Consider the following 26,947-nt stretch of genomic DNA (forward strand, 5'->3'; position numbering starts at 1 on the left):
ATATGCGGTTCGTGATATTTTATACTAAATCGTTTTATTAGTTGTGCAGATTTGTTAGTTTTACCTTATAAATTTCTAACCAATATACCTTTTATGACTAAAATAATATTCCCGTTATGTGTACTGCTGGCCGGTTTATCAATTAAATACACAAGGGCACAAAGCTTAACTGAATTTAATAAAGCACCATTAAAACAGCAGGTTTATGTGCAATTGCCCTTAGGCAGTATCAAGGCTAAGGGTTGGTTGTTAAAGCAGCTGGAGCAGCAAAGAGATGGGGCAACAGGCATGGCCGAAGAGTTGTATCCGGAAAAAGACAATCTGGGCAAAAATACTGATTGGTTAGGCGGGGAGGGTAGCAGCTGGGAGCGCGTACCTTATTACGTTAAAGGCCTGGTTGCGCTGGCCTATACTTTAGATGATCCCATGCTAAAAGCGAAAGCGCAGAAGTATATCGATTGGACGTTGAATAACCAGCAGGCTAATGGATTATTTGGTCCTCCTAAAATGAAAGACTGGTGGCCACGTATGCCAATGATGTATGCATTGCAAAGTTATTATGAGGCCACCAATGATAAAAGGGTTATTCCTTTTCTTTCAAAGTACTTTCAATATGAACTGGATCACCTCGATGCCAATCCTTTAAGTGAGTGGGCTAAAGCAAGAGCAGGTGATAACATGGAAATTGCCATTTGGCTTTACAATAAAACCGGTGAAAATTATTTGTTAAAGCTTCTAGAAAAGTTAAAACAACAGGCCTATCCGTGGATCGATATTTACACCAACAACGGATTTTACTTTTTTGGTGACGATTTTCAGCCAAAACATATGGTTAATGTGGCGCAGGCTTTAAAATTTCCCGTAGTTTACGCCCAGCTTCAAGATTCGCCCGGTAACCTTCAGGCATTTACGAAGGGCATCAGCCACATTATGCACGACCACGGCCAGCCAGAAGGTTTAGGTTCTGGAACAGAATTTCTTGCCGGTAACAGTAGCATAGAAGGTGTAGAAACCTGTACGGTGGTAGAATGGATGCAGAGTTTAGAAACGGCTGCCAGGGTTGTTCATGAGGTGAAAGTTGGAGATCAGCTGGAAAAAGTTGCTTTTAATGCTTTACCTGCTCAGTTTAGCCGTGATTTTAAAAACCATTCTTATTACACCTTACCCAACCAGGTACAGAGTATATATGGTGAACACGGCTTTAATCAGGATTATGCCTCCGGAATTGTTTCCAGCCCATACTCGGGCTTTGGTTGCTGTCGCTATAACATGCACATGGGATGGCCATATTATGTGAAAAATAGTGTTGTGGCCACACCAGAGAACGGTTTGGCATTCATTACTTATGGCCCTATGGAAATAGAAACGATGGTTGCCGGAAACAGAAAGATAAAAATTACAGAAGAAACCAATTATCCCTTTGAAGAGCAGATCAGACTAAAAGTAGGGCTTGTCGATCCTGAGTTTTTTCCATTGATTTTAAGAATACCGGCCTGGAGTGTTAAGCCAAGCATTAAGTTGAACGGTGTTATCTTAGGGGGAGTAAACGCTGGAGAAATGTTTACCATAAAACGGAAATGGGAAAATAAAGATCAATTGGAACTTAACTTTCCAATGGAAATCATTACCAGCAAACAGGTCAATAATTCTGTAAGTGTGGAGCGTGGCCCGATTGTTTATGCCTTAGAAATTAAGGCCGAAAACAGGGTGACAAAAACGCATGCTGTTGCAGGCTTTACCGATTATGAAATCCATCCACAATCGGCATGGAATTATGGCTTAATGATTGATAAAAATGGTCTAAACCAGGCGAGTTTGTTCAGATCAAAAATGCCGGAAAATCCTTTTATAGCAGCCGATTCACCGCTTAAAATAAAGGTTTTGGCTAAAAAGATTCCCTCATGGGGCTTAGATTACAATAAGGCGGCTGCTTTTGATGTGCCCTATAGTCCGATTGCGTCTGTAGAAAAGCCTGAGGAAATTGTATTGGTGCCTTACGGTTCTGAAAATATCCGTTTAAGTTGTTTTCCCGTAATCGGTCAACCAAAAATGATAAATAGAACCTTAGTTGAGAATTTTGATCAGGGGATGGCCAGCAATTGGGTTTTTTATGGCGGTGGCTGGTTTTGGAAAGATGGTAAAATGAAAGTTTCTTCCAATCCTGGTTCTGGTGGTTTTGGTATAAACGGGTCTAAATACGTAGCCAATGATACAGACTTTAGGAATTTTATTTACGAGGCAGAAGTTAAGATCGATACCAAAGGCGATGCCGGGTTAATGTTCAGGGTGGCTAAACCTGCCATTGGTCCGGATGCTTACCAGGGCTATTATGTAGGTTTAGATCAGGTTAATGGAACCATAGTGTTCGGAAAAGCCGACGGGCGAAAATGGACGGTAATAGGTTCAAAAAAATACCCTGTTGAGACGAATAAAGTGTATATCTTAAGGATAGTAGCTAAGGGTTCCAAATTCGATGTTTTTGTAGACGGATCTGCCAGGCCTGTACTTTCGGCATCAGACAGCCAATATCAGTCTGGAAGTATAGGATTAAGAACATATAAGGCATTGGCAAGCTTTGATTCGGTAAAAATTAACATCATTTAACGTCAGTTCATAATCACTTAAAACATTACGGCAAGAAATTTGCTGATGCAGTAATAATAAATAAAGTAATATTATGAAATTATACAAATCAATTCCCATAATGCTCTTTACCCTGGCGCTTGCTGCAGGTTGTGTGAGCAATAAAAAATATGCCGAGCTTCAGGATACCTATTCGAAGTTAAGAGAGAGAAATCAGGAACTTAGCAATAAATACCAGGATAGTCAGCGTGAACTTAGCGGAAGTACGAGCAGGGTTAGAAGTTTGGAAGAGCAGATTGCATCAGAAAAGGCTAACGTAGCAGCATTACAGGAAGCACTGAACAAATGTTTAAATTCCAGCAGCCAAGGGAATGTAAATATTTCAAAACTGGTTGATGAAATTAATAGTTCTAATAAATACATCAAACAACTGGTAAATGCCAAAAATAAAAGCGATTCCCTTAATATGGTACTAACCAATAACCTGACGCGTTCATTAAGCCGCGAAGAATTGGGTGATGTTGACGTACAGGTACTTAAAGGTGTGGTGTATATCTCTTTAGCCGATAATATGTTATATAAATCTGGCAGTTATGAAGTATCAGATAAAGCCGGCGAAACCTTGAGCAAGATTGCCAAGATCATTAAAGACTACGATACTTATGACGTATTGATAGAAGGTAATACAGATAATGTGCCTATTTCTCAGCCGAATATACGTAACAATTGGGATTTAAGTGCTTTACGTGCTTCATCTGTAGTGCAGGTGTTGCAGAACAAGTATGCTGTTGATCCTAAACGTTTAACTGCTGGTGGACGTGGGGAGTTTAACCCGATTGCTGATAATGCAACAGCAGGTGGAAAAGCAAAAAACAGACGTACACAGATTATCATCACCCCTAAATTAGACCAATTCATGGATCTGATTGGGAAAGCGCCTGAACAATCTCAAAAATAGCGCTTAAATAATAGCATGTAAAGGGTTGGAATTAATTTTTCGACCCTTTTTTATTGGCAATACCGTTCTTTTGATAATTAAATAAAAAATATATCCTGATAACCAGACTTCTATGACTGTTCTAACCATTTAATAAATGTATATTTGTTTATATCGGTAATACAATTACTTCTTTTCTCTCGCTGATGTAACCATTATAGTATCCGCTAATTTTATTAGATGAGTATTTCTTATTCCAACCACCGAATTGTTTAAGCAATGATGATTGGTCTTAGCTAACAGTAAACATTAATTTTATGAGTAGAGACAAAAAGAAAGAGGCCAGTGTAAGTAAAAAGGCACCCTCAGATTATCAATCGGGAAAAGGCAAAACGGCAAAAGCAGAAATTGACCCCTTCGCCAAAAAAACAGGTAAAAATGGCAAATAACGATCAGAAAGTTCAGGCAAAAGTTTTTTTATACGAATTGAATAACACCAGGTACGAATATGGTTTTTCGGCAAAAGAAGAATGGACATTGGATTTAGCGACAAATACGCAGAGAAAAGATCTTGAAAATAGATATTATCCTATTTTATCATTAACTGTAGCGCCTGAAAATATTATGGCTATGCTCGATCTTTTAGAAGAAAAGCTTGAATATGCGGTTAACAATATTAAAGATCGTCTGGGTCAAAAGAAAATATCAAAAGAATCAACCCATTTATTGGCTTATTGCGCTGCGAGGTTAAAATACTAAAACGTTGCCAATATTAGAATTGCTTCATGTATTGGGGATCTTAATACCTATGGTGTTAAGATCCCCACATGCCTGGGAAAGACGACTTTCCTGTTAAATAAAGTTGATAATTCATGCAAAAATCAGGGAATACTCATCATTTGCTTTTGTTCACTCAATCAAGCAGTAATCTGGTTCAGTGTAATATATTTAGTGGAGCTCATAGTTGACTTTAGTATCTCATCATTTACACTTAATCGGTTGCCAGATAACTTTGGTAGGTTTCTTCTGATCATCAGACAATTTTTTCTGTGTTGCTCGGAGTTGGCGTGAGGTTTTTCATAGTAGGGATAATTAATACAGTTGATAAAGTGCATAAGATCGGCTTATTTTTTATCAAAACAGATTTTTTATTGTAGTAACAGGTCGTAGAACAGTTTTTTGTGGAAAAAAATATAGTTAGATATTTTTATTCATATGGAATTGCCTATTTGCTTGCATTAATTCGTTTTAGTAACAAAAACTGTATCACACATAAATCAAAATTACTCAAAAAATAGATTTGTGTATTTTTAATTATATGCAAACTAATTATAATTGTCCGTTATTTATAAAAAATGAATGCTGTAATGGTAGCGAATAGGAAAGGAGATGTTATCCAGATTGACTTTGAAAATGGGCAGGGGATCATTGTTGATGAAAACGAACAGGATATTCATTTTCAATTAGATAATGTACGTGATCAGATTACTTTAAATTCGAAAATAGTTTTTGAAATTGAGTTGCAAGCTCGCGGCTTGGTGGCCGTTAATGTTCAATTAGCAAACGGAATAATTTAAGGTTAATATATTTACCTAACAATCATAATGTTGTGTTGTTATGCTCATTGGAAAAAGGTAGGCTGAAATAAAATGTAGATCCTTTTCCTAATTTACTTTCTACCCATATTTTTCCATTATGCCTTTCAATTACTTCCGCACAAATATATAAGCCTACCCCAAAGCCTGCAATAGTTTTGGTATCAGCACTTTCTACGCGATAAAAACGGTCAAAAAGCCGCGGTAGATCATTTTCTCTAATACCCAGACCCTCATCTTCTACACTTACAACTGCATAATCGTTTTGTATTTTACATTTTATTGCAATCAGCGATTCTTTTCTGGAATATTTTAGCGCGTTGCCAATCAGGTTGTTCACAACACTTCCGATTTTTTCCATATCGGCATGTACAATCAATTCTTGGGGGCCAAGTACCTGGATAAAATGGCTAGGCGAAACCATCCTGGTTTCTTCAGCAATGGTCTTAACCAGCGCAGTAAGGTTAAAATTTGTTTTGTTCAATAATATTTTACCTGATTCTAGTAAGGAAACATTCAGAAAACCATCAATCATTATCGACATTTTTTTCAATTGAATATTGATCTTATCAAGTATTTGAGCAGAGAAAACATTATCTGTTTGTTTAGATTTATATTGTAAAAGCTGTACGTAGGCGCTTAAAGAAGTTAAGGGTGTTTTAAGCTCATGACTAACCATACTGATAAAATCATTTTTTCTTATTTCATCCTGTTTGTGTTCTGTAATATCCAGAATTGCCCCTGCGATATAAATAGCCGTTCCATCTTCGTTATAATAAGCTTTTCCCGCAGTTCGTATCCATTTGCGCTTTTCATTAACGTCTCTAAGGTTAATCTGATATTCAATATTAAAGGCATCGCGGTTGTGTAGTGCGCGTATTATGCCCCGGGTTAGATGCCCCATATCTTCCTGGCAGATCATGGATTTGGCCTCCTCGATATCTAACCTGTTATGCTCAATTTCATAGATCTGTTGTGCCCTTTCAGATAATAGCACCTGCTTGTTTGATAGGTCGATATTCCATGACCCCATTTCAGAGGCATCCATGGCGATTTTTAAAATGTCTTTCGCTTTAAGAAGTTCTTTTTTAAAATTTACCTGCTCGGTAATATCTTTAATAATCAACAGGATGCTGGTTACTTCGTTTTTATCATTCTTTAAGGGTTCATAAAGCGCAATAAAATACCCATCTGAAACCGGAGTAGAGAGTTTCAGTTCGTTGATTGTTAGCGTTTGCTTGTTTTTGAAAATGTCTTTTACGCGTTTTACCAGCGCCTGTTGTGTTTGAAATTCCGGTCTTGCATCTTCCAAAGATATTCCGATAACCTCTTTTCTACTCTTACCCCAGAGTTTTAATATATTATCATTCGCATACTCCGTAATGAGTTCGGGGCCCTTCAAAACACACATGCCTAAGGGCGCTTGCTCAAAAAAGCCCCTAAAACGCATTTCACTTTCCGAAAGCTCAAGCAAAATATGCTCCAGGTCGTTCTCGTTCACCGGGATTTCCTTTAATGAGCAAATGAGGTATTCAGCAGGGCGGTTGCTTTGTAATACCGGCGAGAATTCGAGCTCCCATTTTACATGCGGGGAGTTTGAATAGATAGGATGAACGGTCAGGCTTTGCCTGGTTTTGAGCTCACTTACGTTTTGAACTGTTTTAATCAGCGTCGTTCTTTCATCATCAGATAGTAGGTCAGGGATAATATCGATATTATAGGATTCTGACTTCCCGCCAACACACGTTATTAAAGCCTGGTAAGCGTCATTATGTTCTACCACTACTAATACCGGCTTAATTTTAAAAATGACTACAGGGTTTGTAGCATGTTTTAATAATGCCTTTAAAAATGGCGAAGCTAAATCTATCATAAATCTGAGATGACACTTTCTCAAATATAATCGTTAAACACTAAATTCCAATCGATTCACAGATCTTTATCATATTTGATACGATATAACCTATAAGGGGAATTATACTAAGATAGTTTACACTGGATTAAAGAAAACCCCGGTAACTCAAGTTTTGAAAGCGTCAGCTTATTGAAATTTTGATCGGTAGCAGGTTAGGTCAACATCAAAAAAATGTAAATTTAAGAATAGAAAATCTTCTTACTCATTATTTCTTGAAACACTAATGATTGTAATTGTATATTGTATACTACAAAATTATTGTAAATTCTAATAAAAAAAGTGTCTTTTTAAGTTGTTAAAAAGTTTTTAAGTAAATTTATTTAAAATTATTATCCTGTAAATCAGTTGTTTGTGATTAAATTTAAAGCTAATTGGCTGATTTAAACGATTTCGCGTTTCTTGTTTATATTTTTTTAAAAAATTATATATATTTGTTCTTACCCTTTCGAGGGTATGTTTTTCATAGGTAGATGTAGGGTCAGAACATTGTTCTGGCCCTTTTTTGTTTTAATCAATTTAGATAAACTACTTTTGTGGTTATGATGAAAAAGAAAGTAATTGTTGCCGTTACAGGTGCCAGCGGTTCAATATATGCAAAGGTCTTGTTTGATCAGTTGCTGAAATTAATAGACCAGATAGAGGCAGTAGGCATAGTGATGAGTGATAATGCAAAAGCAGTTTGGCAATTCGAGCTGGGAAATCAGGATTATAACCAGTTTACAGCGTTTACATTTTATAACAAAAATGATTTTAATGCACCTTTTGCCTCAGGATCGGCTAAATATGATACCATGATAATTGTCCCTTGCTCAATGGGTACCTTGGGCAGGATAGCGCATGGAATATCTAACGACTTAATTTCCAGAGCTGCAGACGTGGTGTTAAAAGAACGCAGAAAATTAATAGCTGTAGTAAGAGATACCCCATTTAGCCTGATTCACATCAACAATATGAAAATGGTTACTGAAGCTGGAGGCATTATTTGTCCGGCTAATCCATCATTTTACAGTTTACCCCAAACGATAGAAGAGGTTGCCGGAACGGTAGTGAGTAGGGTATTGGATTTGGCGGGTTTCGAGCAGGAAAGCTACCGGTGGCAGGAGAAATAGTTGGTGTTTTGCCAAAGTTTAAATATTTTAGGCTGATTTAAATTAATATCATGAAACTATTTTTACGCTCTATGTTGTTCTGCACAGCTTTATGTGCTTTTTTTTCTCGGGTTAATGCACAGGAAGATTTTATCATTACCTTAAAAAACGATACAATTCTAGGCAGTATAAAGTCAGGATTATTGTCTCAATACATCCTTGAATCAAATGGCGGGGAAAATATCAGCTTTTCTCCCGAAACTGTAAATGGGTATTATTTATTCAAAAAGAAACAAAAATTCATTTCAAATAATATTCCTAAAAGCGAGAAACGGTATTTTTTGCGAGTCCTGGAAGCAGGAAAAATTAATCTTTATGAGCATAAGGTAAGAACGCCAGAGGGAGTTTGGATTATTACCTGGTTTGCAAGTAAAGAAGGTGGTGAATGGGTAGATATCATTACTGATAGAATATTTGCTAAAATTAAATTACGAAAAGATATTTTTGCCGATTTGATCGGTGATAATAAAGGTTTAAATGAATCTTTTCAAGAAGAGAAAAAATATAACTTTGATATCGTTAGAAAATATGTGGTGAATTACAATAATCAGTAGTCTATGTTAGCTATGATCTAGTCTGTAATTTGTCAGTTCTCAAAACTCAAAACCAACAACTCCGAACAAATTTCCTATCTTTGCAGCTTCAATGAAAAAGGTCGCATTTTATACATTAGGTTGTAAACTCAATTTCTCTGAGACTTCAACCATCGGTCGCTTGTTTACCGATGCCGGTTATGCTGTGGTAGAATTTCAGGACCAGGCTGATGTTTATGTAATCAATACCTGTTCTGTAACTGAACATGCGGATAAAAAATGCCGTAAAGTTGTTAAAGAGGCTTTAAAGTATTCGCCAAATGCCTTTGTAACCATTGTAGGTTGTTATGCCCAGTTAAAACCTCGGGAAATTGCCGAAATAGAAGGTGTTGACATGGTTTTAGGTGCGGCCGAAAAATTCAGAATTGTTGAATACATTACTGATTTAACAAAACAGCCAAAAGCACTTGTTCATCAGCAAAATATAGAGAAAGTTAACCATAACTTTATTGCATCCTATTCAATCGGCGATAGAACGCGTACCTTTTTAAAAGTGCAGGACGGGTGCGATTATCCGTGTACTTATTGTACCATTCCTTTAGCACGCGGTGCAAGCCGTAGCGATACCATTGAAAATGTGGTAAACCGTGCTAAAATGATTGCCGAAAGCGGTGTTAAAGAAATTGTATTAACGGGGGTAAATCTTGGCGATTTCGGAATCAGAAACGGGAAACGCGAAGACAAGTTTTTCGACCTGGTTAAGGCCCTGGATGAAGTGGAAGGAATTGAAAGAATTAGGATATCCTCTATTGAACCAAATTTATTAAGCAACGAAATTATAGAATTTGTAGCCACTTCAAAAAGGTTTGTTCCGCATTTTCATATTCCTTTACAGTCTGGCTCTGATAAAATTTTGGGATTAATGCGCCGCCGTTATCGGAGTGATCTGTATGTAGAACGTGTTGCTAAAATTAAGGAGGTGATGCCAAACTGTTGTATTGGTGTGGATGTAATTGTAGGATTCCCCGGCGAAACGAAAGAAGATTTTCTGGATACCTATCAATTTTTAAATCAACTGGATATTTCTTATCTGCATGTATTTACTTATTCTGAACGTGAGCTGACAGCAGCGGCCGAAATGAAAGGTGTTGTAGCCGGAAGTGAACGGAATGAACGCAGTAAAATGCTTCATATCTTATCTGATAAAAAGCGTAGGGCTTTCTACGAATCGCAGATTGGTAATGAAGGAGAAGTACTTTTTGAAGCAGATCAGAAATCTGGTTATATGCACGGCTTTACCAAAAATTATGTAAAAGTGCGGGCAAAATACGATCCGGTTATGGTAAACGAATTGAAAGCGGTTAAGCTTTTAGGGATTACTGCCGACGGAGAAGTGGAAGTAGCCGAATTGGAAACTAAGCTGGCACATCATTAGTTTAGTCCTCAGTCCTTAGTCTGAAGTTTCTGTCAAATACCTTTTACTGTCATTCTGAACGTAGTGAAGAATCTTTTAACGTTAAGGTGTAAAATGGACGATGTAAAAAATGGACGATGGGATAGAAATACCGTGTTCCATAAATTATTATTCTTTTAGCCTTCGTCCTTGAACATCAGTCTTTCCACTTTGGTCTTTACTCTTTCTTTCCTATCTTCGCAACAAAATATTTCTATGTTTCCTACCGTTTCACATTTTTTAGAATACCTTTTCGGCATTAATTTACCGCTTCCATTTAATACATTCGGTGTTTTTGTGGCGCTCGCGTTTGTTGCCGGTTACTGGGCTTTTACCAAAGAGCTTAAACGTAAAGAAGCATTAGGCATACTCCATCCAATTAAAAAGACCATTATAGTGGGTAAGCCCGCAACCACGTCAGAATTGATTATGAATGGCCTTTTTGGCTTTGTTATCGGTTATAAGCTGGTTTACGTATTACTGAACTATAAACTTTTTGTAAATGATGCCCAGTCGGTTTTAATGTCGACCCAGGGAAATATAATTGGTGGTTTGTTTTTTGCTGGCTTATTTGCTTACTGGGATTATACTGAAAAGAATAAGCATAAATTAGATAAACCAAAAGAAACACAGGTAATCATCCACCCATATCAGATCATGAGTAACCTGATTGTATGGGCGGCCATCTGGGGATTTTTAGGAGCGAAATTCTTTGATAATCTGGAATATTGGGATGATTTTGTTCAACATCCTATAGAACGCTTATTATCGTTTAGCGGTTTAACCTTTTATGGTGGCTTAATCTGCGGTGGTGCGGCGGTATTGATCATTGCAAAGCGAAATGGCATTAAACCCTTACATATGTTGGACGTAGGTGGACCCGGCATGATGCTGGCTTATGCAGTTGGTCGTATTGGCTGCCATATGGCAGGTGATGGCGACTGGGGCATTGTAAATCCTAACCCGAAACCGTTCTCCTGGCTGCCGGATTGGTTATGGTCTTACAAATATCCAAACAATGTGGTAGGCGAGGGTATTCCCATTCCAGGCTGTACCGGTAAGTTTTGTAACGAATTGGCACAAGGTGTGTATCCGACACCGCTTTACGAAGTGATTATATGTTTAATCCTTTTCGCCTTTCTGTGGAGTATAAGGGATAAAATAAAAGCCCCTGGTTTAATGTTTGGTATTTACATGATCTTGAACGGTGTTGAACGTTTTTGTATTGAGTTGATTCGTGTAAACTCCAAGTACCATGTTTTTGGCTTATCTTTTACGCAGGCAGAAATGATTTCAACTTTTCTTGTTGTGGGTGGCATTGCATTAAGTGCTTATGCTTTGCGGAACAAGAACCAATTAGCCCAATAAGAACCTTATAAATTCAATTAAAATACAACAACAGCATTATTCTGTTGTTAAATAATTATGAATTACGAATTACTGTGCAATAAAGTGATCTCGATTGTTAAGCTTACCGGAAATTTTATCCGCAAAGAAGCCATGCAGTTTGATGTTAAGAAAATAGAATATAAAGGATTAAATGATATGGTTTCTTATGTTGATAAAACAGCAGAGCAGAAACTTGTTCAAAATCTGGAAAAATTAATTCCTGATGCGGGTTTTATCACTGAAGAAAAAACCATTAATCGCATTGGGAAAAGCTATACCTGGATCATTGATCCCTTAGATGGTACAACGAACTTTATTCATGGCATCCCGGCCTATGGCATTAGTGTAGCGCTTTATGAAGATGGGCTACCTGCAATAGGTGTGGTTTACGAGTTAAATCGGGGAGAGATGTTTTATTCTTATAAAGGTGGACCTGCTCTGATGAATAAAAAGGAAATTAGGGTTTCCGGCAATCCAGATTTAAAGTCAAGCCTGCTGGCTACGGGTTTTCCATATTATCAGTTTGATAAACAAGAGAAATATTTAAAATTATTAGCTGAAATGATGCAGAAAAGCCACGGAGTGCGTAGGATTGGTGCGGCAGCTATAGACCTGGTATATACTGCCTGCGGACGTTTCGATGCCTTTTTTGAATATAACCTGCAGCAATGGGATTTTGCAGCCGGGTGTTTCATTGTTCAGCAAGCTGGCGGAGAAGTTTACGATTTCTCTGGAGGCAATAATTACTTTGAGAAAAAGGAAATTTTAGCCACCAATGGAAAACTAACTGCTGAAATGCTGGAAGCGATAAAAAGATATTTTTAAATCGGCCGTAGCCTTGATTGAAAAGTTATCGAATTTTTACTGTAAATGCCCTTAGGTTCGCCTTACGATCAATATTGAAAGTTAAACGATGAACGGTTTTTAAAAACTGAAAGATAAAAGTCTGTCAATACTTCGGTGCTAAACCATTAATCAGGTATGTGGGGCTGGTATTCCTGAAAGAATAAAGTCGATATAACTACTGACATTTTTGAAATTTACCTTGATCAAATCCAGTACGATATAAAGCATTTTCGAAAAAAAACAAGGAAATTGGTTCAGTAAAAACTTTATTAATATGGTGTTAATTTTCTGATAATTAATAGTATATAATCTTTATTTGGCGTGCTTGTTCAGCCCAAAGAATTTCATTAAAAATCCTAATGATGACGAAGTGTTGACGTCGTGATGATCGGAACGATGCAGACGATCAGAATAAAGAGCTGCCTGTTGTAAACCTGTTTAACAAATAGCCCCGCAATCATCAGTAATTTATTATCCGTATCTGAAGATATTAGCCCACTATTGTTACTACAAGTATACATAATGTGTTCATCCTGATAATTACTTACGGTCCATTTTGATTTCCAGATGCCTGTTGATTTCCATTCATACCGTTTTCCGTTTGTCAGGCTGATTAATGCTTTTGATTTCCAGCTATCGTACGTAATAACAGCGATTACTTCACTTGTTTTCCGGTCGATTACCTTCGTGCTTGATTGCCAGAATCCCTCACTTACAAATTGATAATTTTGATCTTCAAATACACTTTCAGCACTGCTCGTCCACACCCCAAAAGTTATGGCCCCTTTCTGAAGCCCATCTGCAAAGAGTTTAAAATTTCCATTAAACCAATCGCTCTTCCAGTTGATCAATTTTGACATTTTAATTGTGTTTTATTTTAGATGCAGCAGGTTTAGCGTTGTTACATAAAAAAAGTGCCTATTGTTGGTAAGCACTTTTTCAGTTGGCAGTTTTCAGTTTTCAATTGGCAGTTAACCAATTGTAACGGTTAACCAATAAATTAGAAATTCGGTTTAAGCACATATTTATCGTAGAAACGGAAAATGTGTTCTGCAGCCTCTTCTGCCGTATCAACCAGTCTGAACAGGTTTAAATCCTCTTCATGGATATTATGCTCTTTTTGTAACATGGTTCCCTTAATCCAGTCGATTAGCCCACCCCAATAATCAACGCCTACCAGTACAATCGGGAAACGCGCAATTTTGCCGGTCTGGATCAGGGTTAGGGCTTCAAATAACTCATCCATAGTGCCAAAACCACCTGGTAATACCACAAAACCCTGGCTATATTTCATAAACATTACTTTGCGTACAAAGAAATAATCAAACTCCAGCAATTTATTATGATCAATATATTTATTATGGAATTGCTCAAATGGTAACTCAATGTTCAAACCTACCGATTTACCGCCATTGGTATGGGCACCCTTGTTACCGGCTTCCATAATACCAGGTCCACCGCCCGTAATTACACCATAACCTCTATCAGTTAACAATTTACCACACTGTTCTGCCAGTTGATAGTATCGGTTTGTTTGAGCCGTACGCGCAGAGCCATAAATGGTAACGCATGGACCGATTTTAGCTAGTTTTTCAAAGCCGTCTACAAATTCGGCCATGATTTTAAAAATTTGCCAGGAATCGGTTACTTTGATTTCCTGCCAGTCTTTGTTCTCAAAAGCACTTCTAATTTTTTCTTCACTCGTCATATACTGTTATTCTAATATTAAAATCTGGTCTGTGCATCAGTTTTTTTGCTGATGAATAACAAACCTATAAATGTGATTAAACCGTTGATTAAAATCAGTTCAACACTAAAAACATATCCTCCTAATATTTCAGCAGAATTGCTCGCAAGCAAGTAACATAAAAAAGGTGATAATAAGCAAACTATTGGCACTAATTTATCATGCAGACCGCGTTTTTTTACAAAAAGCCCAAAACTATATAAGCCCAAAAGCGGTCCGTAGGTATAAGAAGCAATGGTGAAAATTAAGCTCACAACTGATGAACTGTTCAAAGCATTGATAACAATAATCACCAGGAACATCAAAACAGAAAAAACAATGTGTACCGTATGACGTTTTTTTACAGCATTTTCGGCATTTACATTTTCTGCTTTAGCCATGTCCAAAAAGTCTACGCAGAACGAAGTGGTTAAAGCCGTTAGCGCCGAATCTGTTGTGGCAAATGTGGCTGCGGTTAAGCCCAGCATAAAAATAATAGCCGGAACGGAGCCTAAGTTGTTCAATGCGATTTCGGGGAACAATAAATCCGTACGAGGTTTACCTGTAACGTGATCTAAAGGAATATCAATACCATTTTTACTCGCATAGATGTATAATAATGCACCGACACTTAAGAAGAAAATATTTAAGATGACAAACACGCCGGTAAAGGTGAACATATTTTTTTTCGCTTCCTGTATGGTGCCCATACTCAGGTTTTTCTGCATCAGGTCCTGATCAAGGCCTGTCATGGCAATGGTTACAAAAATACCACCGATAAACTGTTTGCTGAAATAGAACTTGTTGATGAGGAAATCATCGAAGAAGAATATTTTAGAATAGCTGCTGTTTTTTACAGTTTCAAATGCCTGTGGAATATTGAAATCAAGACTGTTGCAAATAAAATAAATGGTGAGAAAAACCGAAAGCACAAGAAAGAAGGTCTGCAATGTATCAGTAATAATAATGGTTTTTAATCCACCTTTAAATGTATAAGACCATATCAACGCCAACGAAATGAGTACCGTTAACCAGAATGGAACACCATAGCTGTCGAAAATAAAACGTTGCAATACGATTACGACGAGGTATAGTCGGGTTGCTGATCCTAAAGTTCGGCTCAATAGAAATATCGAGGCAGCTGTTTTGTAGCTGTAATGACCTAATCTCTTTTCAATGTAACCATAAATAGAGGTTAAGTTCATGCGATAGTAAAGCGGGAGCAAAACGGTAGCTATAATGATAAAACCAACCGCGTTACCCAGCACAAACTGAAAATATTGAAACTGATTTCCGCTAGGTGCACCAACTTCCCCGGGTACCGAAATAAAGGTAACACCCGATAGCGCTGTTCCAATCATGCCGAATGCCACCAGATACCATTTAGAATTTCTGTTGGCAACAAAGAAGGTGCTATTGTCTGAGGATTTTTGAGAGGTTACAAACGAAATGATAATCAGTAGCAGAAAGTAGCCAATTAGAAAACACAAGAGAATGGTTGGTGACATATTTTTGATTTAAGCTGATAAATGTAAAGAAAACTATCAAATCAAGCAATATGTTATTAGTCCGGAGTCGGAAGTCAGAAGTCCGGAGTCGGAAGTCAGAAGTCCGAAGTCGGAAGTCCGAAGTCAAAGTGCATGATAGCCATCTGCAGTTTTAAGTTGGCAATTTGCAGTCACCATTCACTACGGACTATTGACCAATGAATCAATATCCGGTTTTCAGTTGGCAATTTGCAGTTACCATTTACTATGAACTATTGACGAATAAACTATTGACCAATGACCATTCACTATTGAACCAATGAACCTTTTTATCTATTTTTGCACTATGAATTTTTCATCCAAACTGCTTGAAGATGCGGTAAACGAATTCTCAAAACTTCCTGGTGTAGGGCAAAAGACAGCTTTACGTTTGGTGTTACATCTTTTAAATAAGGAGCAGGAGGAGGTAAATCAGTTTGGTAATACGTTTATAAAACTTAAACAACAGATTAAACACTGCAGTACCTGCCATAATATTTCCGATTACTCAATTTGTGAAATCTGTACATCGCATAAACGAGATAAAGAAACCATTTGTGTGGTAGAAGATACGCGTGATGTAATGGCTATTGAAAATACGGGACAATATTTTGGGGTTTACCATGTTTTAGGCGGTTTAATTTCGCCAATGGATGGAGTAGGGCCTTCTGATCTGTTTATTGATGGTTTGGTAGCCAGGATGACAGCAGGAGGGATCAAGGAAGTGATTTTGGCGCTCAGTCCGAATATGGAAGGCGATACCACCTTGTTCTATCTCTATAAAAGGCTGAAAGAATTTAATGTACCGGTAACCACCATTGCACGTGGAATTGCTTTCGGAGGTGAACTAGAATATGCAGATGAAATTACCCTGGGTCGATCGATCATTACCCGCGTACCTTACGAAACTGCAATGATGAAATAATTAGCATTAGGTATAAAGTAGCAGGCATCAGGCATAAAATCACAGATTGGGACTTATCATTTACCTGTTTCTTGATACTCGATACTTAATACTAGATACTTATTACATCTACTAAATACTTACTACTTAATACTCACTACTACAAATGAACCTAAAGAATAAAGTAATTATCATTACCGGGGCATCAAGCGGAATTGGAAAAGCCTGCGCGGAAGAATTTGCCAGGCGTGGGGCCAATCTGGTTTTAGCTGCCCGTCAATACGTTACCCTTTGCGAAATTACTGCTGATTTAGAGAAAAGATATGGCATCAGAGCGGTTGCGGTACAAGCCGATGTGAGTAAAGAGGACGATTGCGAACTCATCATAAAACAAACCCTGGTTTCTTTTCAGAAAATTGATATTCTGATAAATAATGCCGGATTATCGATGCGAGCCCTGTTTAACGATCTGGATTTATCAGTGCTTAAAAACCTGATGGATGTAAACTTTTGGGGAACAGTATATTGTACCAAATACGCACTTCCTGAAATTTTAAAAACAAAGGGAACAGTGGTGGGCGTATCGTCTATTGCGGGTTACCGTGGTTTGCCGGGCCGCACTGGTTATTCGGCTTCTAAGTTCGCCATGAATGGCTTTATGGAGTCTTTACGTACCGAATTACTTAAAACAGGAGTAAATGTGATGGTGGCTTGTCCAGGGTTTACGGCTTCGAATATCCGGGTAACGGCCTTATCTAAAGATGGTGCAGCACATGGCGAAACCAGTATGGATGAAGGTAAAATGATGACATCGGAAGAAGTGGCCGGCATAATTGCCGATGGCGTTGAACAACGCAAACGCACTTTGGTGATGACGAGACAAGGCAAACTGGCCGTATGGATGAACAAACTGTTTCCGGCTTTTGTAGATAAAAAGGTATTTGATTTGTTTTCGAAAGAAAAGAATCCGTTGATAAAGGCTTAAGGTAGACGGTTTAAGGCGTAAGGTTTAAGTGCACAAGTTGATTATGTCTTGATACTAAATACTCGATACCTGATACTCAATACCTGATACTATCAATAAATCCACACTAACAACAATTTCGTTTATTAACTGTTGAGTTGGAAAACCTTTATGATGTACAAATACGTTGTTTTATTAATGCTCTTGTTTCAAACGTTACTTTCTGCTGCACAAGTTAAAAAGGTAAAAAATATCAATTATGCCGGCAATACCGACGAAGCCAATACGCTGAATATTTTTTATAAAAACGATCATGTCAAAAATAAACCCGTCTTAATTTTCATTCACGGAGGTTCCTGGAGCAGTGGGAAGAAAGAAACGTATTGGTGGATGGGTAGGAATTTTGCACGCAAAGGTGTGGTTACGGTCATTATTAATTATCCTTTGGCACCGAATGTTCAGTATGGAGAGATGGGCAATGATTGTGCTTTAGCTGTAAAATGGGTTAAAGAACATATTGCCGATTTTACCGGAAGTGCAGAGCAGATTTTTGTAATGGGACATTCTGCAGGGGCGCATCTGGCTGAACTGATCAATGCTGATCCTAAATATTTTAATAAGGCTGGGATAGCTAATCCAATTAAAGGTGTAATCCTTAATGATCCCTTCGGACTGGATATGGAAGAATATTTAACAACAGCCGAAAAAGACCATTTTTATTTCGATTTCATCCGGACCTTTACGGAACGGCCTGCGGTTTGGAAAAGTGCTTCACCCTTAGCTTATGTAAACAATATTAAAAATCCACATTTACTCTTTTATGGTAGTAAAACATATGGTGCCATTAAATTACAAACGCCGAGGTTATATGATAAGCTTAAGGCGAACCATGTGCCTGTAGAGATAAAAGAAATTAAGGGCAAAAGCCATGTACCGATGATCAGTCAGATGATTTTTGGTGGAAATCAGTTGTATAAGGATATTTTGGATTTTATACAAAAGACATCTTCGTAAGATTTGTAAACTTTCTTACCTCTTTGCTGTTAAAGTTGACACTTCCAGATCATTTTTTAATTCCTTCTTTGGAGGGGTGCCTATAAGGCGGAGTGGTTATTTATTGTACCAACCCAACCCACCTAAACCTGACAGCAGCGGAAATCCTTTTTGTTGGCAGCAAACCCGAATATCCTGACGTCTGCAGCCTATGCAGCAGATTCGTGCTTCAGTATGATGGCCACGCAACAAAAAGATTGCAGCGTATGGCGGGGCTATCATAACCGATTGGCACCGTACCTGCTTTCCAAAAGAGAATCTTTTAAACAAAAGAGACTTTACACCGTTCGCGTAATCTTATCCAGCTTACTATAATCCATCACTATTTTACCTTCTTCATTATGGTAATGCATTTTTTCAAACTTTGCATCCATTTCTATATCTTCATCCTGATAGCTCGTGCGCGTATGAATGGTTTGGGAAAATGTATCATCAAATGCCTTAAGCATGACGAAAACTTCGACCTCTGCCTGTTGCAGTTCCGTTAACGATTTTTCGTATAAAGGACTGTCCTCTGTAATAGGGTGTACTAAAGTCCAGTTTAATGACAGGATGCCGATTTTATCGCGTTCCAGCGTCAAAGGGTAAAACCTTCGGATATGTTTGCCATCAATGGTTTCATTGTACGACATCACCATCTGTACCTCCACCTCAATAAGCTGATTACGGCGTAAGTTAACCAAACGGCACATTAAACCATGGCCTTTTTCATAAGGTGCAATTACCATTTTTTTACTGAAGTTCACTTTTGAGGTAGGTCTGCTAAAACGGCCATACAACAAACCGGTTGCCAATGCAAAAGCGAGCAGGCCCAGCATACTTTCGAAAGCAGCCAGAATACTTGTAATAAACCCCTGTGGAGAAATATGGCCATAACCCACCGTAGAAATGGTTTGAGCAGAAAAGAAAAAGGCATCAAAAAACTGATCGCGCAGCGTTAAACCTTTAGCGCCCTCTAAATTCTCGATTCCAACAACATTATATAATATTGCAAATATGGTATTCACAATAAGGTAGGCAATCAGAATAACGAAGAAAAACCTTGGCCAGCTCATGGTGACCAGGCGGGTGTAGGTATCATCGAACTTAAACCAAGGCAGGCCCGTACGCTCAATATTTGCAGAACCATCCGGGTTTAGCATGCGCTGATTTTTCGTTACCGGATTGGATCCGAAACCCAGATCATCATTAAATTGTACTTTTCTTTTAAAGAAAACCATATATTTTAGAAAGATTTTGGAATATTAAAAAACTATGTCAATATTTGCTTTATACAAACATGATCATTAAAAACTTAAATAACAATTGGTGGTGGCATAACGAAATTCGTTAGGCAGATTCTATTGTTATATATTTTAAAATATTTTAAACACGACGAAGAGGATTGCCTGAAAAGCAATCCTTTTTTTATGCAATTTTTTTAAACGTCGCCATGGTTCATGTCCCATGAACCAGAATAAACATAAATGGTTTGTGGAGACACAACCAGCGGAATACAAAACATGAAAAAGATATTAAACCATTTATTTGAGAACAAGAACTTTAGCAGGGAAGAGGCAAAGAACATTTTAATTTCCATTTCAGAAGGTGCATTTAATTCTTCGCAAATTGCTGCTTTTATTACGGCTTATGCCATGCGGAACATTACCGTGCAGGAACTGCAGGGCTTTAGAGATGCCATGCTGGATATGTGCCTAAAGGTAGATCTTTCCGGTTATAACCTCATTGATCTTTGTGGTACAGGAGGTGATGGCAAAGACACTTTCAATATTTCCACCTTATCTTCATTTGTAGTAGCGGGGGCGGGGCATCATGTAGCCAAGCATGGCAACTATGGGGTTTCTTCGGGCTGCGGATCATCAAATGTAATGGAATACCTGGGCTATAGCTTTACCAATGATGAAGCTACTTTAAAGCGCAATCTTGATGCCGCGGGCATCTGTTTTTTACATGCACCGCTATTTAACCCAGCCATGAAAATTGTAGCACCGATCCGTAAAGAGCTTGGGGTAAAAACATTTTTTAATATGCTGGGACCTATGGTTAATCCCGGGCAGCCAAAATACCAGATGGTAGGTGTTTTTAGTTTAGAACTGGCCCGTTTATATGCTTATTTATACCAGGATACCGATAAAAGTTATACCATCGTGCATGCACTGGAGGGCTATGATGAGGTTTCGCTTACCTGCGATGTGAAAACTTTTTCGAATAAGGGAGAGCAGATTTTAACACTCAACGATATGGGATTTGAAAAAGTAGATGTAAATTCCATTAAAGGAGGTGATACTGTAGCATCATCAGCTAAAATATTTATGGATGTGCTTAATGGCGTGGCGACTGATGTGCAGACCAATGTAGTATTGTGCAACGCGGCATTGGCCATCCGGACCATCAAACCAGAAATGTCTTTCGCCGATTGTTTTTATGAAGCAGAAGAATCGCTTATGAACAAAAAAGCTTTGCACAGTTTTAAACAATTACTGGCATGCTAAGGTTAAAAATCTGTGGACTGCGTTTGGCCGCGAATATTGCTGCGGTAGCTGAGTTGCAGCCAGATTACATGGGCTTTATCTTTTATGAGAAATCACCAAGATTGATCAGTGAGGTTTCGGCAGAACTGATCAGATACATTCCTGCTCAAATTAAAACTGTTGGAGTTTTTGTGAACGAGGATCTAGAAAAAGTAAAAGAAAAAATAAACACACTGAACTTAAAGGCTGTTCAGTTACATGGAGGCGAATCTTCTGAATATTGTGGCGCATTAAAATTAAGTTTTCCCGCTGTAGAAGTGATTAAGGCTTTTGGGGTAGACGAAGAATTCGATTTTTCAGCTTTGGAAGCTTATTTAAGTACAATTGATTATTTCTTGTTCGACACCAAAACAAAATTACATGGTGGATCCGGAAAAACATTTAATTGGTCTGTTTTGGACCGATACACTTATACCAAACCCTATTTTTTAAGCGGTGGAATTGATTTGGAACATACCGCTGCCATTAGAAAACTAAACGATGATCGTTTATATGCGTTAGATATTAACAGCCGTTTCGAAACAGAACCAGGTGTGAAAGATGCAGAAAAGATTAAAGAATTTATAAAAGAAATGAATAAGTAGAATATTATGTTACGATTTTAGCTGGAGATAGATCGTCATTTCGAGCGCAGCCGAGAAATCTACAATGTAAAATACAGATCTCTCTCCCAAACGTTCGGGATTGCACTTCAGTCAAGATGACGACTACCTTAACGGCTATAAGTATGACATCCAGTTGATAAATATTATGAAATACAAAGTAAACGAAAAAGGATATTACGGAGATTTTGGAGGTGCGTACATTCCCGAAATGCTTTATCCGAATGTAGAAGAGCTGCGTCAGAATTATTTAAAGATCATTGCTGATCCTGATTTCCAAAAGGAATTTCATCAGCTGTTGAAAGACTACGTTGGCCGCCCTTCGCCATTGTATCTGGCAAAAAGATATTCGGAAAGGTATGGAGTCAATATCTTCTTAAAAAGGGAAGACTTAAATCATACCGGAGCGCATAAAATAAACAATACCATCGGGCAGATTTTATTAGCCGAAAAATTGGGAAAAAAGCGGATTATCGCCGAAACAGGTGCCGGTCAGCATGGGGTAGCCACCGCAACGGTGTGTGCACTGCGTAACCTGGAGTGTGTGATTTATATGGGTGAAGTGGATATTGAGCGTCAGGCGCCAAATGTGGCCCGTATGAAAATGTTGGGTGCAAAGGTAGTTCCGGCAAGTTCGGGCAGTAAAACGTTGAAAGATGCGACCAATGAAGCCATGCGCGACTGGATCAATAATCCTGTGGATACACATTACATTATCGGTTCAGTTGTTGGGCCGCACCCTTATCCAGATATGGTGGCGATTTTCCAATCGATCATCTCTGAAGAGACCAAAAAACAACTGTTGGCGCAAACGGGTAATGATCAGCCTGATTATGTTTTAGCCTGTGTGGGTGGAGGCAGTAATGCCATGGGCATGTTCTACCATTTTATGGATGATGAAAATGTAAAGCTGATCGCTGTTGAAGCAGCAGGTAAAGGTGTATCAAGCGGATTTTCGGCAGCCACAACCTACTTAGGCAACGAAGGCGTTTTACACGGCAGTAGAAGTATTTTAATGCAAACACCAGATGGTCAGGTCGTAGAGCCTCATTCGGTTTCAGCAGGATTGGATTATCCGGGCATTGGCCCACAACATGCACATTTATTCAAAACCGGTCGCGGGCAATATGTTTCCATTACTGACGAGGAAAGTCTGGAGGCAGGTTTATTGTGTACCAAACTGGAAGGCATTATTCCGGCGATAGAAAGTGCACATGCGCTGGCTTATTTAGAAAAAATGCAATTCAAAGGTGGCGAAAATGTAGTGGTTTGCCTTTCAGGTCGAGGAGATAAAGATCTGGATACTTATATTAAATATTTTAATTTATAGATAGATTTGAGACCTGAGATATGAGACAGTAGATTTCCTTGCCCGGTCATCATCTCACATCTCACATCTCCAATCTCACATCTCAAAAGAAAATGAACAGAATTAAACACCTCTTCCAGGAGAAGAAAAATATATTATCAATTTATTATACTGCCGGTTATCCTAATACTGGCGATACCATTCAGATTGCGGAAGCACTGCAAAAATCAGGCGCAGATATTCTGGAAATTGGTTTTCCGTATTCGGACCCTGTTGCCGATGGACCGGTAATCCAGGCGAGTAGCAAGCAATCTTTAGATCAGGGCATGACACTTAAACTGCTTTTCGAACAGCTGAAAGAATTACGTAAAAACGTAACCATCCCGGTTTTATTAATGGGCTACGTCAATCCGGTTTTGCAGTTTGGCGTAGAAAAATTTTGCGAGGCTTGTGCTGAAGTAGGCGTAGATGGCTGTATCGTGCCAGATTTGCCGATGGTGGAGTATGAAGAGTTTTATAAAGATTGCTTCGAAAAACATAACTTGGCCAATGTATTTTTAATTACCCCTCAAACTGCTGAAGAGCGTATTCGTAAAATAGATGGTTTAACCAATGGATTTATTTATCTATTATCGTCGTCGGCTACCACAGGTAAAAACTTAGAAGTGGGTAATACTACCGAAGCTTATTTTAGCCGTATCAAAGCAATGGACCTTAAAAATCCAACCATGATCGGCTTCGGGATTAGCGATAAACAAACTTTTGATAAGGCTTGTTCTTATGCCAACGGTGCGATTATCGGTACAGCTTTCGTTAAAGCCATATCTGAAGGAAATTTAGAAGAAAACATCAGTAATTTTATGAAAAAATTTAAGGATTAAATTTGTATTCCATTAATGATCGTCATCTGATCGAGCATATGCAGTTTAAAAATCGAATATGGATTTTTACCTGACAATATTTCAAAGCTGACGATCATTTTAATGGCCACCATTGTTTACTTCAGATTAAGTTAATCGTTTTTAGCCAATGGAGTAAGATTTTCTGGCCCCTTATTCAATATCAGTTGATCAATAATCCCTGAGATCTGCTTCGCATTTTGATAAACCATGAAGTGAGTTCCATTGTTGATCACGAAATCTGGTTTCGCTATTTTAGCATACAGAATTTTATCTTGTGTACCGTGGATATGGTAAATCCTTTCTGGTACAGTTTTGTTTCTCCAACTTAAAATGCTTCCAATAGCCCATTTTAGAAAATGAGGATCAGTATCTTTTATAATCCTGTTCAGTAATATTTTCTCATTTGACGATTTCGTACCGAAAAAATAGTGCTGCGTAAGTTTGTTTGATGCTTTTAGAAATTTAGCTGGAATAAATTTTAGTAGTTTAAGTTTTCCGGCAAAGCGGTATAATCCGGGAAGATGGCTGCTTAACATCATGCTTGAAATAATAATTGTTGCTACAGGTTTTAACCGTTTGGCCATTTCTACTGCAATCATTCCACCAAAAGATACGCCTACCAAAGCAAATGGCCGGCTGGTATCGATAATTCGGCTAAGGCGTTCAGCATAAGCTTCAAGTGATTCATTTTTATGAGGATCTATCCAGTCAATATGGATAACTGTGATCTTTTCACTCAGCTTTAATCGGGAAAAAATCCGTTGATCAGCACCGAGGCCGCTAATGAAATAGGTATTCATTAGGCTGGTAAATTCCAGTCAATTGGTTTTAGGTTGTTTTGCACCAACAACTGATTTGCTTTCGAAAAATGTTTCGATCCGAAGAAGCCATTGTATGCAGAAAATGGTGATGGGTGAGCTGCAGTCAAAACATAATGTTTTTTCTGATCAATTAAAGCCGCTTTTTGCTGCGCATATTTACCCCACAATAAAAATACAATATGTTCTCGCTTTTGAGATAAAGCCTTAATAATTTCATCCGTAAAAATTTCCCATCCCTGGTTTTGGTGTGAGCCGGCTTCTGAAGCACGAACGGTTAAAGTGGCATTTAATAGCAGTACACCTTGTTCTGCCCAGTGCGTTAAGTAACCGTGATTTGGCGTTTTAAAACCCTCAATATCAGTTTCCAGTTCTTTGTATATATTTTTTAATGAGGGCGGGACTGCAACACCACGTTGCACAGAAAAAGAAAGACCATGCGCCTGGCCAACCCCATGATAAGGATCCTGACCTAAAATCACCACTTTAACCTCATCAAATGGAGTAGTATTCAATGCATTAAATATGTCTGCACCCTTTGGATAAATAGTTGCACCTCTTTGCTTCTCCTCCTGTAAAAAAGCTTTCAGTTTTATCATATAGTCTTTCTCAAATTCTTCTTCTAAAACGGCTAACCATCCTGGTTCTAATGCTGCTGACATAATGCTGATGTATATATTAATGTAAGATGTATGATGTAAAATGGATTTGGGGTAATGTCTGTAAATGAATTTTAGTCAATGGTTTGATAGGTTATCGTCAATCGTCAGTGTTGATAAAAATAAGCCAACAGGTTATCGATTATCAAACGTTTGGGCAATCATGAATATCAGACTATGAACCTCGAACTAAAAAAAATGCTTTAAAAGTTTATGACTTTTTCTGGTATATCGCCAACAAATCTCCTTCGAGTGTAGTTTTAGGTCCTTCGGTAATCCGCCCCAATTCTTTACCTTTTTTATCAAAAACAATGAAAGTTGGCACCCTTAAGATATCCAACCCATTCAGTATACCATTTTCAGCCTTTTTGTTTCCATCAACTGCGATAATTTCTACATTTTTCTCTTTAAACTGCAGGGCGTCTAAAATTTTAAGAAAGTTTGGTACGTTAGCCTTGCTGTCGCCACACCATGTTCCTAAAACAATCTTGATCTTTTCATTCTTGATCAGCTTTTTCAGTTCGATCATTGTTGCTGCATCTGGCACATATGCCTCATAAAGCGGATCGTACATTTCCTTAAATTCAGGGAAAGTGGTAATGCCCTCGCGCGTGCAGGCATTGATTAATATATCCTTGTTGTGTACTTCGTCGTGTATTTTCTTGTTCAGGTCTTGTGCAGAAACATTCATTGCAAGTATAATTAGGGTTATGGAGAAGAAGATTTTCATAGTTAGTAGATGTTTTTTTGAGCTTTTAAATTTTTATTGAAATTATTGTTTTAAAATCTAATTTGTGCCATTTAAACACGATATTTGCAAAAAAAAATAATTAGGATAAATTTTATGCCAAATATCATCAGATTAATTGCGGGGTTTGCTTTACTGGGTGGCGCAGTAGCTTTATTTATTTTCGGTTTCTGGCCATGGGGTATTATTGCCATTTTATTGGGGATAATTGTACTGATAACTTATTTCTTTAATGAAAACATGCTTTTAGCACAATGGTTTCTTAGAAAAGATAACATGCCCAAAGCAAAAATGTTTTTAGACCGTATTACCAATTATGAAACGCAGTTGATTAAAGTTCAGCACGGTTATTATAATTTGTTGATCGGGTTAATTGAAAGCAGAACAGCGCCTATGCAGAGTGAGAAGTATTTCAAGAAATCGCTTGCATTGGGTATGCAGATGGATCATAATATTGCTTTGGCAAAATTAAGTTTAGCAGGTATTGCTATGGCCAAACGCAATAAACGCGAAGCAACGATGTACCTTGCCGAAGCTAAAAAAGCAGATAAGAATAAATTGCTTGCCGATCAGATTAAACAAATGAAAGATCAGATGGGTATGATGGACAAACAGCAGCAAGTTCGTTACAGATAGTATTGATCACATCTTATATTGAGCCATTTCAAAATTGAGATGGCTTTTTTATTGGTGCGCCGGGCATGGCAATCGACTATAGGGTTAAAGTCCCGAACACGCTTAGCAGTAGGAAGTGTTAGCTAAAGACAAGGGTGTCGTGGGTGACTGCGAATCTGAAGGAAGTCGGC

The 26,947-nt window shown here is 38.0% G+C and carries 26 protein-coding genes; 18 read left to right on the forward strand and 8 right to left on the reverse strand.

The window, feature by feature from the left end:
• Positions 1-93: 93 nt before the first annotated feature.
• The 5 genes from ACFE6N_RS21120 (at position 94) to ACFE6N_RS21140 (ending at position 5,097) form a co-directional block, all read left to right on the forward strand.
• Positions 94-2,604: a beta-L-arabinofuranosidase domain-containing protein gene (locus tag ACFE6N_RS21120; protein WP_378939792.1), complete on the forward strand. Its 2,511-nt coding sequence runs from the start codon at positions 94-96 to the stop codon at positions 2,602-2,604.
• A 73-nt stretch (positions 2,605-2,677) separates the two neighbouring features.
• Positions 2,678-3,541, forward strand: a complete 864-nt coding sequence (locus tag ACFE6N_RS21125) for an OmpA family protein (protein ID WP_090987655.1) — start codon at positions 2,678-2,680, stop codon at positions 3,539-3,541.
• A gap of 296 nt (positions 3,542-3,837) precedes the next feature.
• A complete protein-coding gene (locus ACFE6N_RS21130) occupies positions 3,838-3,969 on the forward strand; it encodes a hypothetical protein (RefSeq protein ID WP_378939795.1) in 132 nt (43 codons plus the stop codon).
• Positions 3,959-4,279 (forward strand): hypothetical protein, encoded by a 321-nt coding sequence (locus ACFE6N_RS21135; protein ID WP_378939797.1) that lies wholly within the window; start codon positions 3,959-3,961, stop codon positions 4,277-4,279. Before ACFE6N_RS21130 ends, ACFE6N_RS21135 begins: the two co-directional genes overlap by 11 nt.
• A gap of 596 nt (positions 4,280-4,875) precedes the next feature.
• Positions 4,876-5,097 (forward strand): hypothetical protein, encoded by a 222-nt coding sequence (locus ACFE6N_RS21140; RefSeq protein WP_378939799.1) that lies wholly within the window; start codon positions 4,876-4,878, stop codon positions 5,095-5,097.
• A 22-nt stretch (positions 5,098-5,119) separates the two neighbouring features.
• On the opposite strand, the gene ACFE6N_RS21145 is transcribed toward ACFE6N_RS21140, so the two are convergent.
• A complete protein-coding gene (locus ACFE6N_RS21145; protein WP_378939801.1) occupies positions 5,120-6,988 on the reverse strand; it encodes an ATP-binding protein in 1,869 nt (622 codons plus the stop codon).
• A 581-nt stretch (positions 6,989-7,569) separates the two neighbouring features.
• On the opposite strand from ACFE6N_RS21145, the gene ACFE6N_RS21150 reads away from it, so the two are divergent.
• The 5 genes from ACFE6N_RS21150 (at position 7,570) to ACFE6N_RS21170 (ending at position 12,378) form a co-directional block, all read left to right on the forward strand.
• Positions 7,570-8,139: a UbiX family flavin prenyltransferase gene (locus ACFE6N_RS21150; protein ID WP_378939803.1), complete on the forward strand. Its 570-nt coding sequence runs from the start codon at positions 7,570-7,572 to the stop codon at positions 8,137-8,139.
• A gap of 50 nt (positions 8,140-8,189) precedes the next feature.
• Positions 8,190-8,732 carry a hypothetical protein gene (locus ACFE6N_RS21155; protein WP_378939805.1) on the forward strand — a complete coding sequence of 181 codons (543 nt, stop codon included), beginning with the start codon at positions 8,190-8,192 and terminating at the stop codon, positions 8,730-8,732.
• 91 nt (positions 8,733-8,823) lie between these two features.
• A complete protein-coding gene (mtaB, locus tag ACFE6N_RS21160) occupies positions 8,824-10,146 on the forward strand; it encodes a tRNA (N(6)-L-threonylcarbamoyladenosine(37)-C(2))-methylthiotransferase MtaB (RefSeq protein ID WP_378939807.1) in 1,323 nt (440 codons plus the stop codon).
• A gap of 234 nt (positions 10,147-10,380) precedes the next feature.
• On the forward strand, positions 10,381-11,532 hold the full coding sequence (locus ACFE6N_RS21165) for a prolipoprotein diacylglyceryl transferase (RefSeq protein WP_378939809.1): 1,152 nt from the start codon (positions 10,381-10,383) through the stop codon (positions 11,530-11,532).
• Positions 11,533-11,589: 57 nt separating this feature from the next.
• Positions 11,590-12,378, forward strand: a complete 789-nt coding sequence (locus ACFE6N_RS21170; protein WP_378939811.1) for an inositol monophosphatase family protein — start codon at positions 11,590-11,592, stop codon at positions 12,376-12,378.
• Between the two features lie 377 nt (positions 12,379-12,755).
• Here the strand turns inward: ACFE6N_RS21170 and ACFE6N_RS21175 are convergent, their stop codons facing one another.
• From ACFE6N_RS21175 to ACFE6N_RS21185, 3 genes are all read right to left on the reverse strand, one after another.
• Positions 12,756-13,259, reverse strand: a complete 504-nt coding sequence (locus ACFE6N_RS21175) for a hypothetical protein (RefSeq protein WP_378939813.1) — start codon at positions 13,257-13,259, stop codon at positions 12,756-12,758.
• Positions 13,260-13,399: 140 nt separating this feature from the next.
• Positions 13,400-14,107, reverse strand: a complete 708-nt coding sequence (locus tag ACFE6N_RS21180; protein WP_090987668.1) for a TIGR00730 family Rossman fold protein — start codon at positions 14,105-14,107, stop codon at positions 13,400-13,402.
• A 17-nt stretch (positions 14,108-14,124) separates the two neighbouring features.
• Positions 14,125-15,633: a sodium:solute symporter gene (locus tag ACFE6N_RS21185; RefSeq protein WP_378939815.1), complete on the reverse strand. Its 1,509-nt coding sequence runs from the start codon at positions 15,631-15,633 to the stop codon at positions 14,125-14,127.
• 325 nt (positions 15,634-15,958) lie between these two features.
• On the opposite strand from ACFE6N_RS21185, the gene recR reads away from it, so the two are divergent.
• The 3 genes from recR (at position 15,959) to ACFE6N_RS21200 (ending at position 18,533) form a co-directional block, all read left to right on the forward strand.
• Complete coding sequence (recR, locus tag ACFE6N_RS21190; RefSeq protein ID WP_090987673.1) at positions 15,959-16,576, forward strand: recombination mediator RecR; 618 nt, start codon at positions 15,959-15,961, stop codon at positions 16,574-16,576.
• 145 nt (positions 16,577-16,721) lie between these two features.
• Entirely contained in the window at positions 16,722-17,540 is an 819-nt protein-coding gene (locus ACFE6N_RS21195) for an SDR family oxidoreductase (RefSeq protein ID WP_378939818.1), read from the forward strand.
• Between the two features lie 150 nt (positions 17,541-17,690).
• Positions 17,691-18,533, forward strand: a complete 843-nt coding sequence (locus ACFE6N_RS21200; RefSeq protein WP_378939820.1) for an alpha/beta hydrolase — start codon at positions 17,691-17,693, stop codon at positions 18,531-18,533.
• 317 nt (positions 18,534-18,850) lie between these two features.
• Here ACFE6N_RS21200 and ACFE6N_RS21205 read toward each other — a convergent pair whose 3' ends face one another.
• Entirely contained in the window at positions 18,851-19,792 is a 942-nt protein-coding gene (locus ACFE6N_RS21205) for an ion channel (RefSeq protein WP_378939822.1), read from the reverse strand.
• A gap of 282 nt (positions 19,793-20,074) precedes the next feature.
• Between ACFE6N_RS21205 and trpD the strand changes: the two genes are divergently transcribed.
• The 4 genes from trpD (at position 20,075) to trpA (ending at position 23,895) form a co-directional block, all read left to right on the forward strand.
• Complete coding sequence (gene trpD / locus ACFE6N_RS21210; protein WP_378939824.1) at positions 20,075-21,064, forward strand: anthranilate phosphoribosyltransferase; 990 nt, start codon at positions 20,075-20,077, stop codon at positions 21,062-21,064.
• Positions 21,058-21,687, forward strand: a complete 630-nt coding sequence (locus ACFE6N_RS21215) for a phosphoribosylanthranilate isomerase (protein ID WP_378939826.1) — start codon at positions 21,058-21,060, stop codon at positions 21,685-21,687. The genes trpD and ACFE6N_RS21215 overlap by 7 nt, the downstream gene beginning before the upstream one ends.
• A 166-nt stretch (positions 21,688-21,853) precedes the next feature.
• Positions 21,854-23,035 (forward strand): tryptophan synthase subunit beta, encoded by a 1,182-nt coding sequence (trpB, locus tag ACFE6N_RS21220; RefSeq protein ID WP_208864448.1) that lies wholly within the window; start codon positions 21,854-21,856, stop codon positions 23,033-23,035.
• A gap of 92 nt (positions 23,036-23,127) precedes the next feature.
• Positions 23,128-23,895, forward strand: a complete 768-nt coding sequence (trpA, locus tag ACFE6N_RS21225; RefSeq protein ID WP_378939829.1) for a tryptophan synthase subunit alpha — start codon at positions 23,128-23,130, stop codon at positions 23,893-23,895.
• Positions 23,896-24,026: 131 nt separating this feature from the next.
• Here the strand turns inward: trpA and ACFE6N_RS21230 are convergent, their stop codons facing one another.
• The 3 genes from ACFE6N_RS21230 to ACFE6N_RS21240 all read right to left on the reverse strand — a co-directional run bounded on the left by ACFE6N_RS21230 (position 24,027) and on the right by ACFE6N_RS21240 (position 26,123).
• Complete coding sequence (locus tag ACFE6N_RS21230) at positions 24,027-24,716, reverse strand: alpha/beta fold hydrolase (RefSeq protein WP_378939831.1); 690 nt, start codon at positions 24,714-24,716, stop codon at positions 24,027-24,029.
• Positions 24,716-25,396 (reverse strand): uracil-DNA glycosylase, encoded by a 681-nt coding sequence (gene ung / locus ACFE6N_RS21235; protein WP_378939833.1) that lies wholly within the window; start codon positions 25,394-25,396, stop codon positions 24,716-24,718. Before ung ends, ACFE6N_RS21230 begins: the two co-directional genes overlap by 1 nt.
• A gap of 208 nt (positions 25,397-25,604) precedes the next feature.
• Positions 25,605-26,123, reverse strand: a complete 519-nt coding sequence (locus ACFE6N_RS21240; RefSeq protein WP_378939835.1) for a thioredoxin family protein — start codon at positions 26,121-26,123, stop codon at positions 25,605-25,607.
• A 114-nt stretch (positions 26,124-26,237) separates the two neighbouring features.
• Between ACFE6N_RS21240 and ACFE6N_RS21245 the strand changes: the two genes are divergently transcribed.
• Positions 26,238-26,777: a hypothetical protein gene (locus ACFE6N_RS21245; protein WP_090987690.1), complete on the forward strand. Its 540-nt coding sequence runs from the start codon at positions 26,238-26,240 to the stop codon at positions 26,775-26,777.
• Positions 26,778-26,947 lie beyond the last annotated feature (170 nt).

The sequence above is a fragment of the Pedobacter sp. BG31 genome (assembly GCF_042464845.1).
Classification (GTDB): domain Bacteria; phylum Bacteroidota; class Bacteroidia; order Sphingobacteriales; family Sphingobacteriaceae; genus Pedobacter; species Pedobacter suwonensis.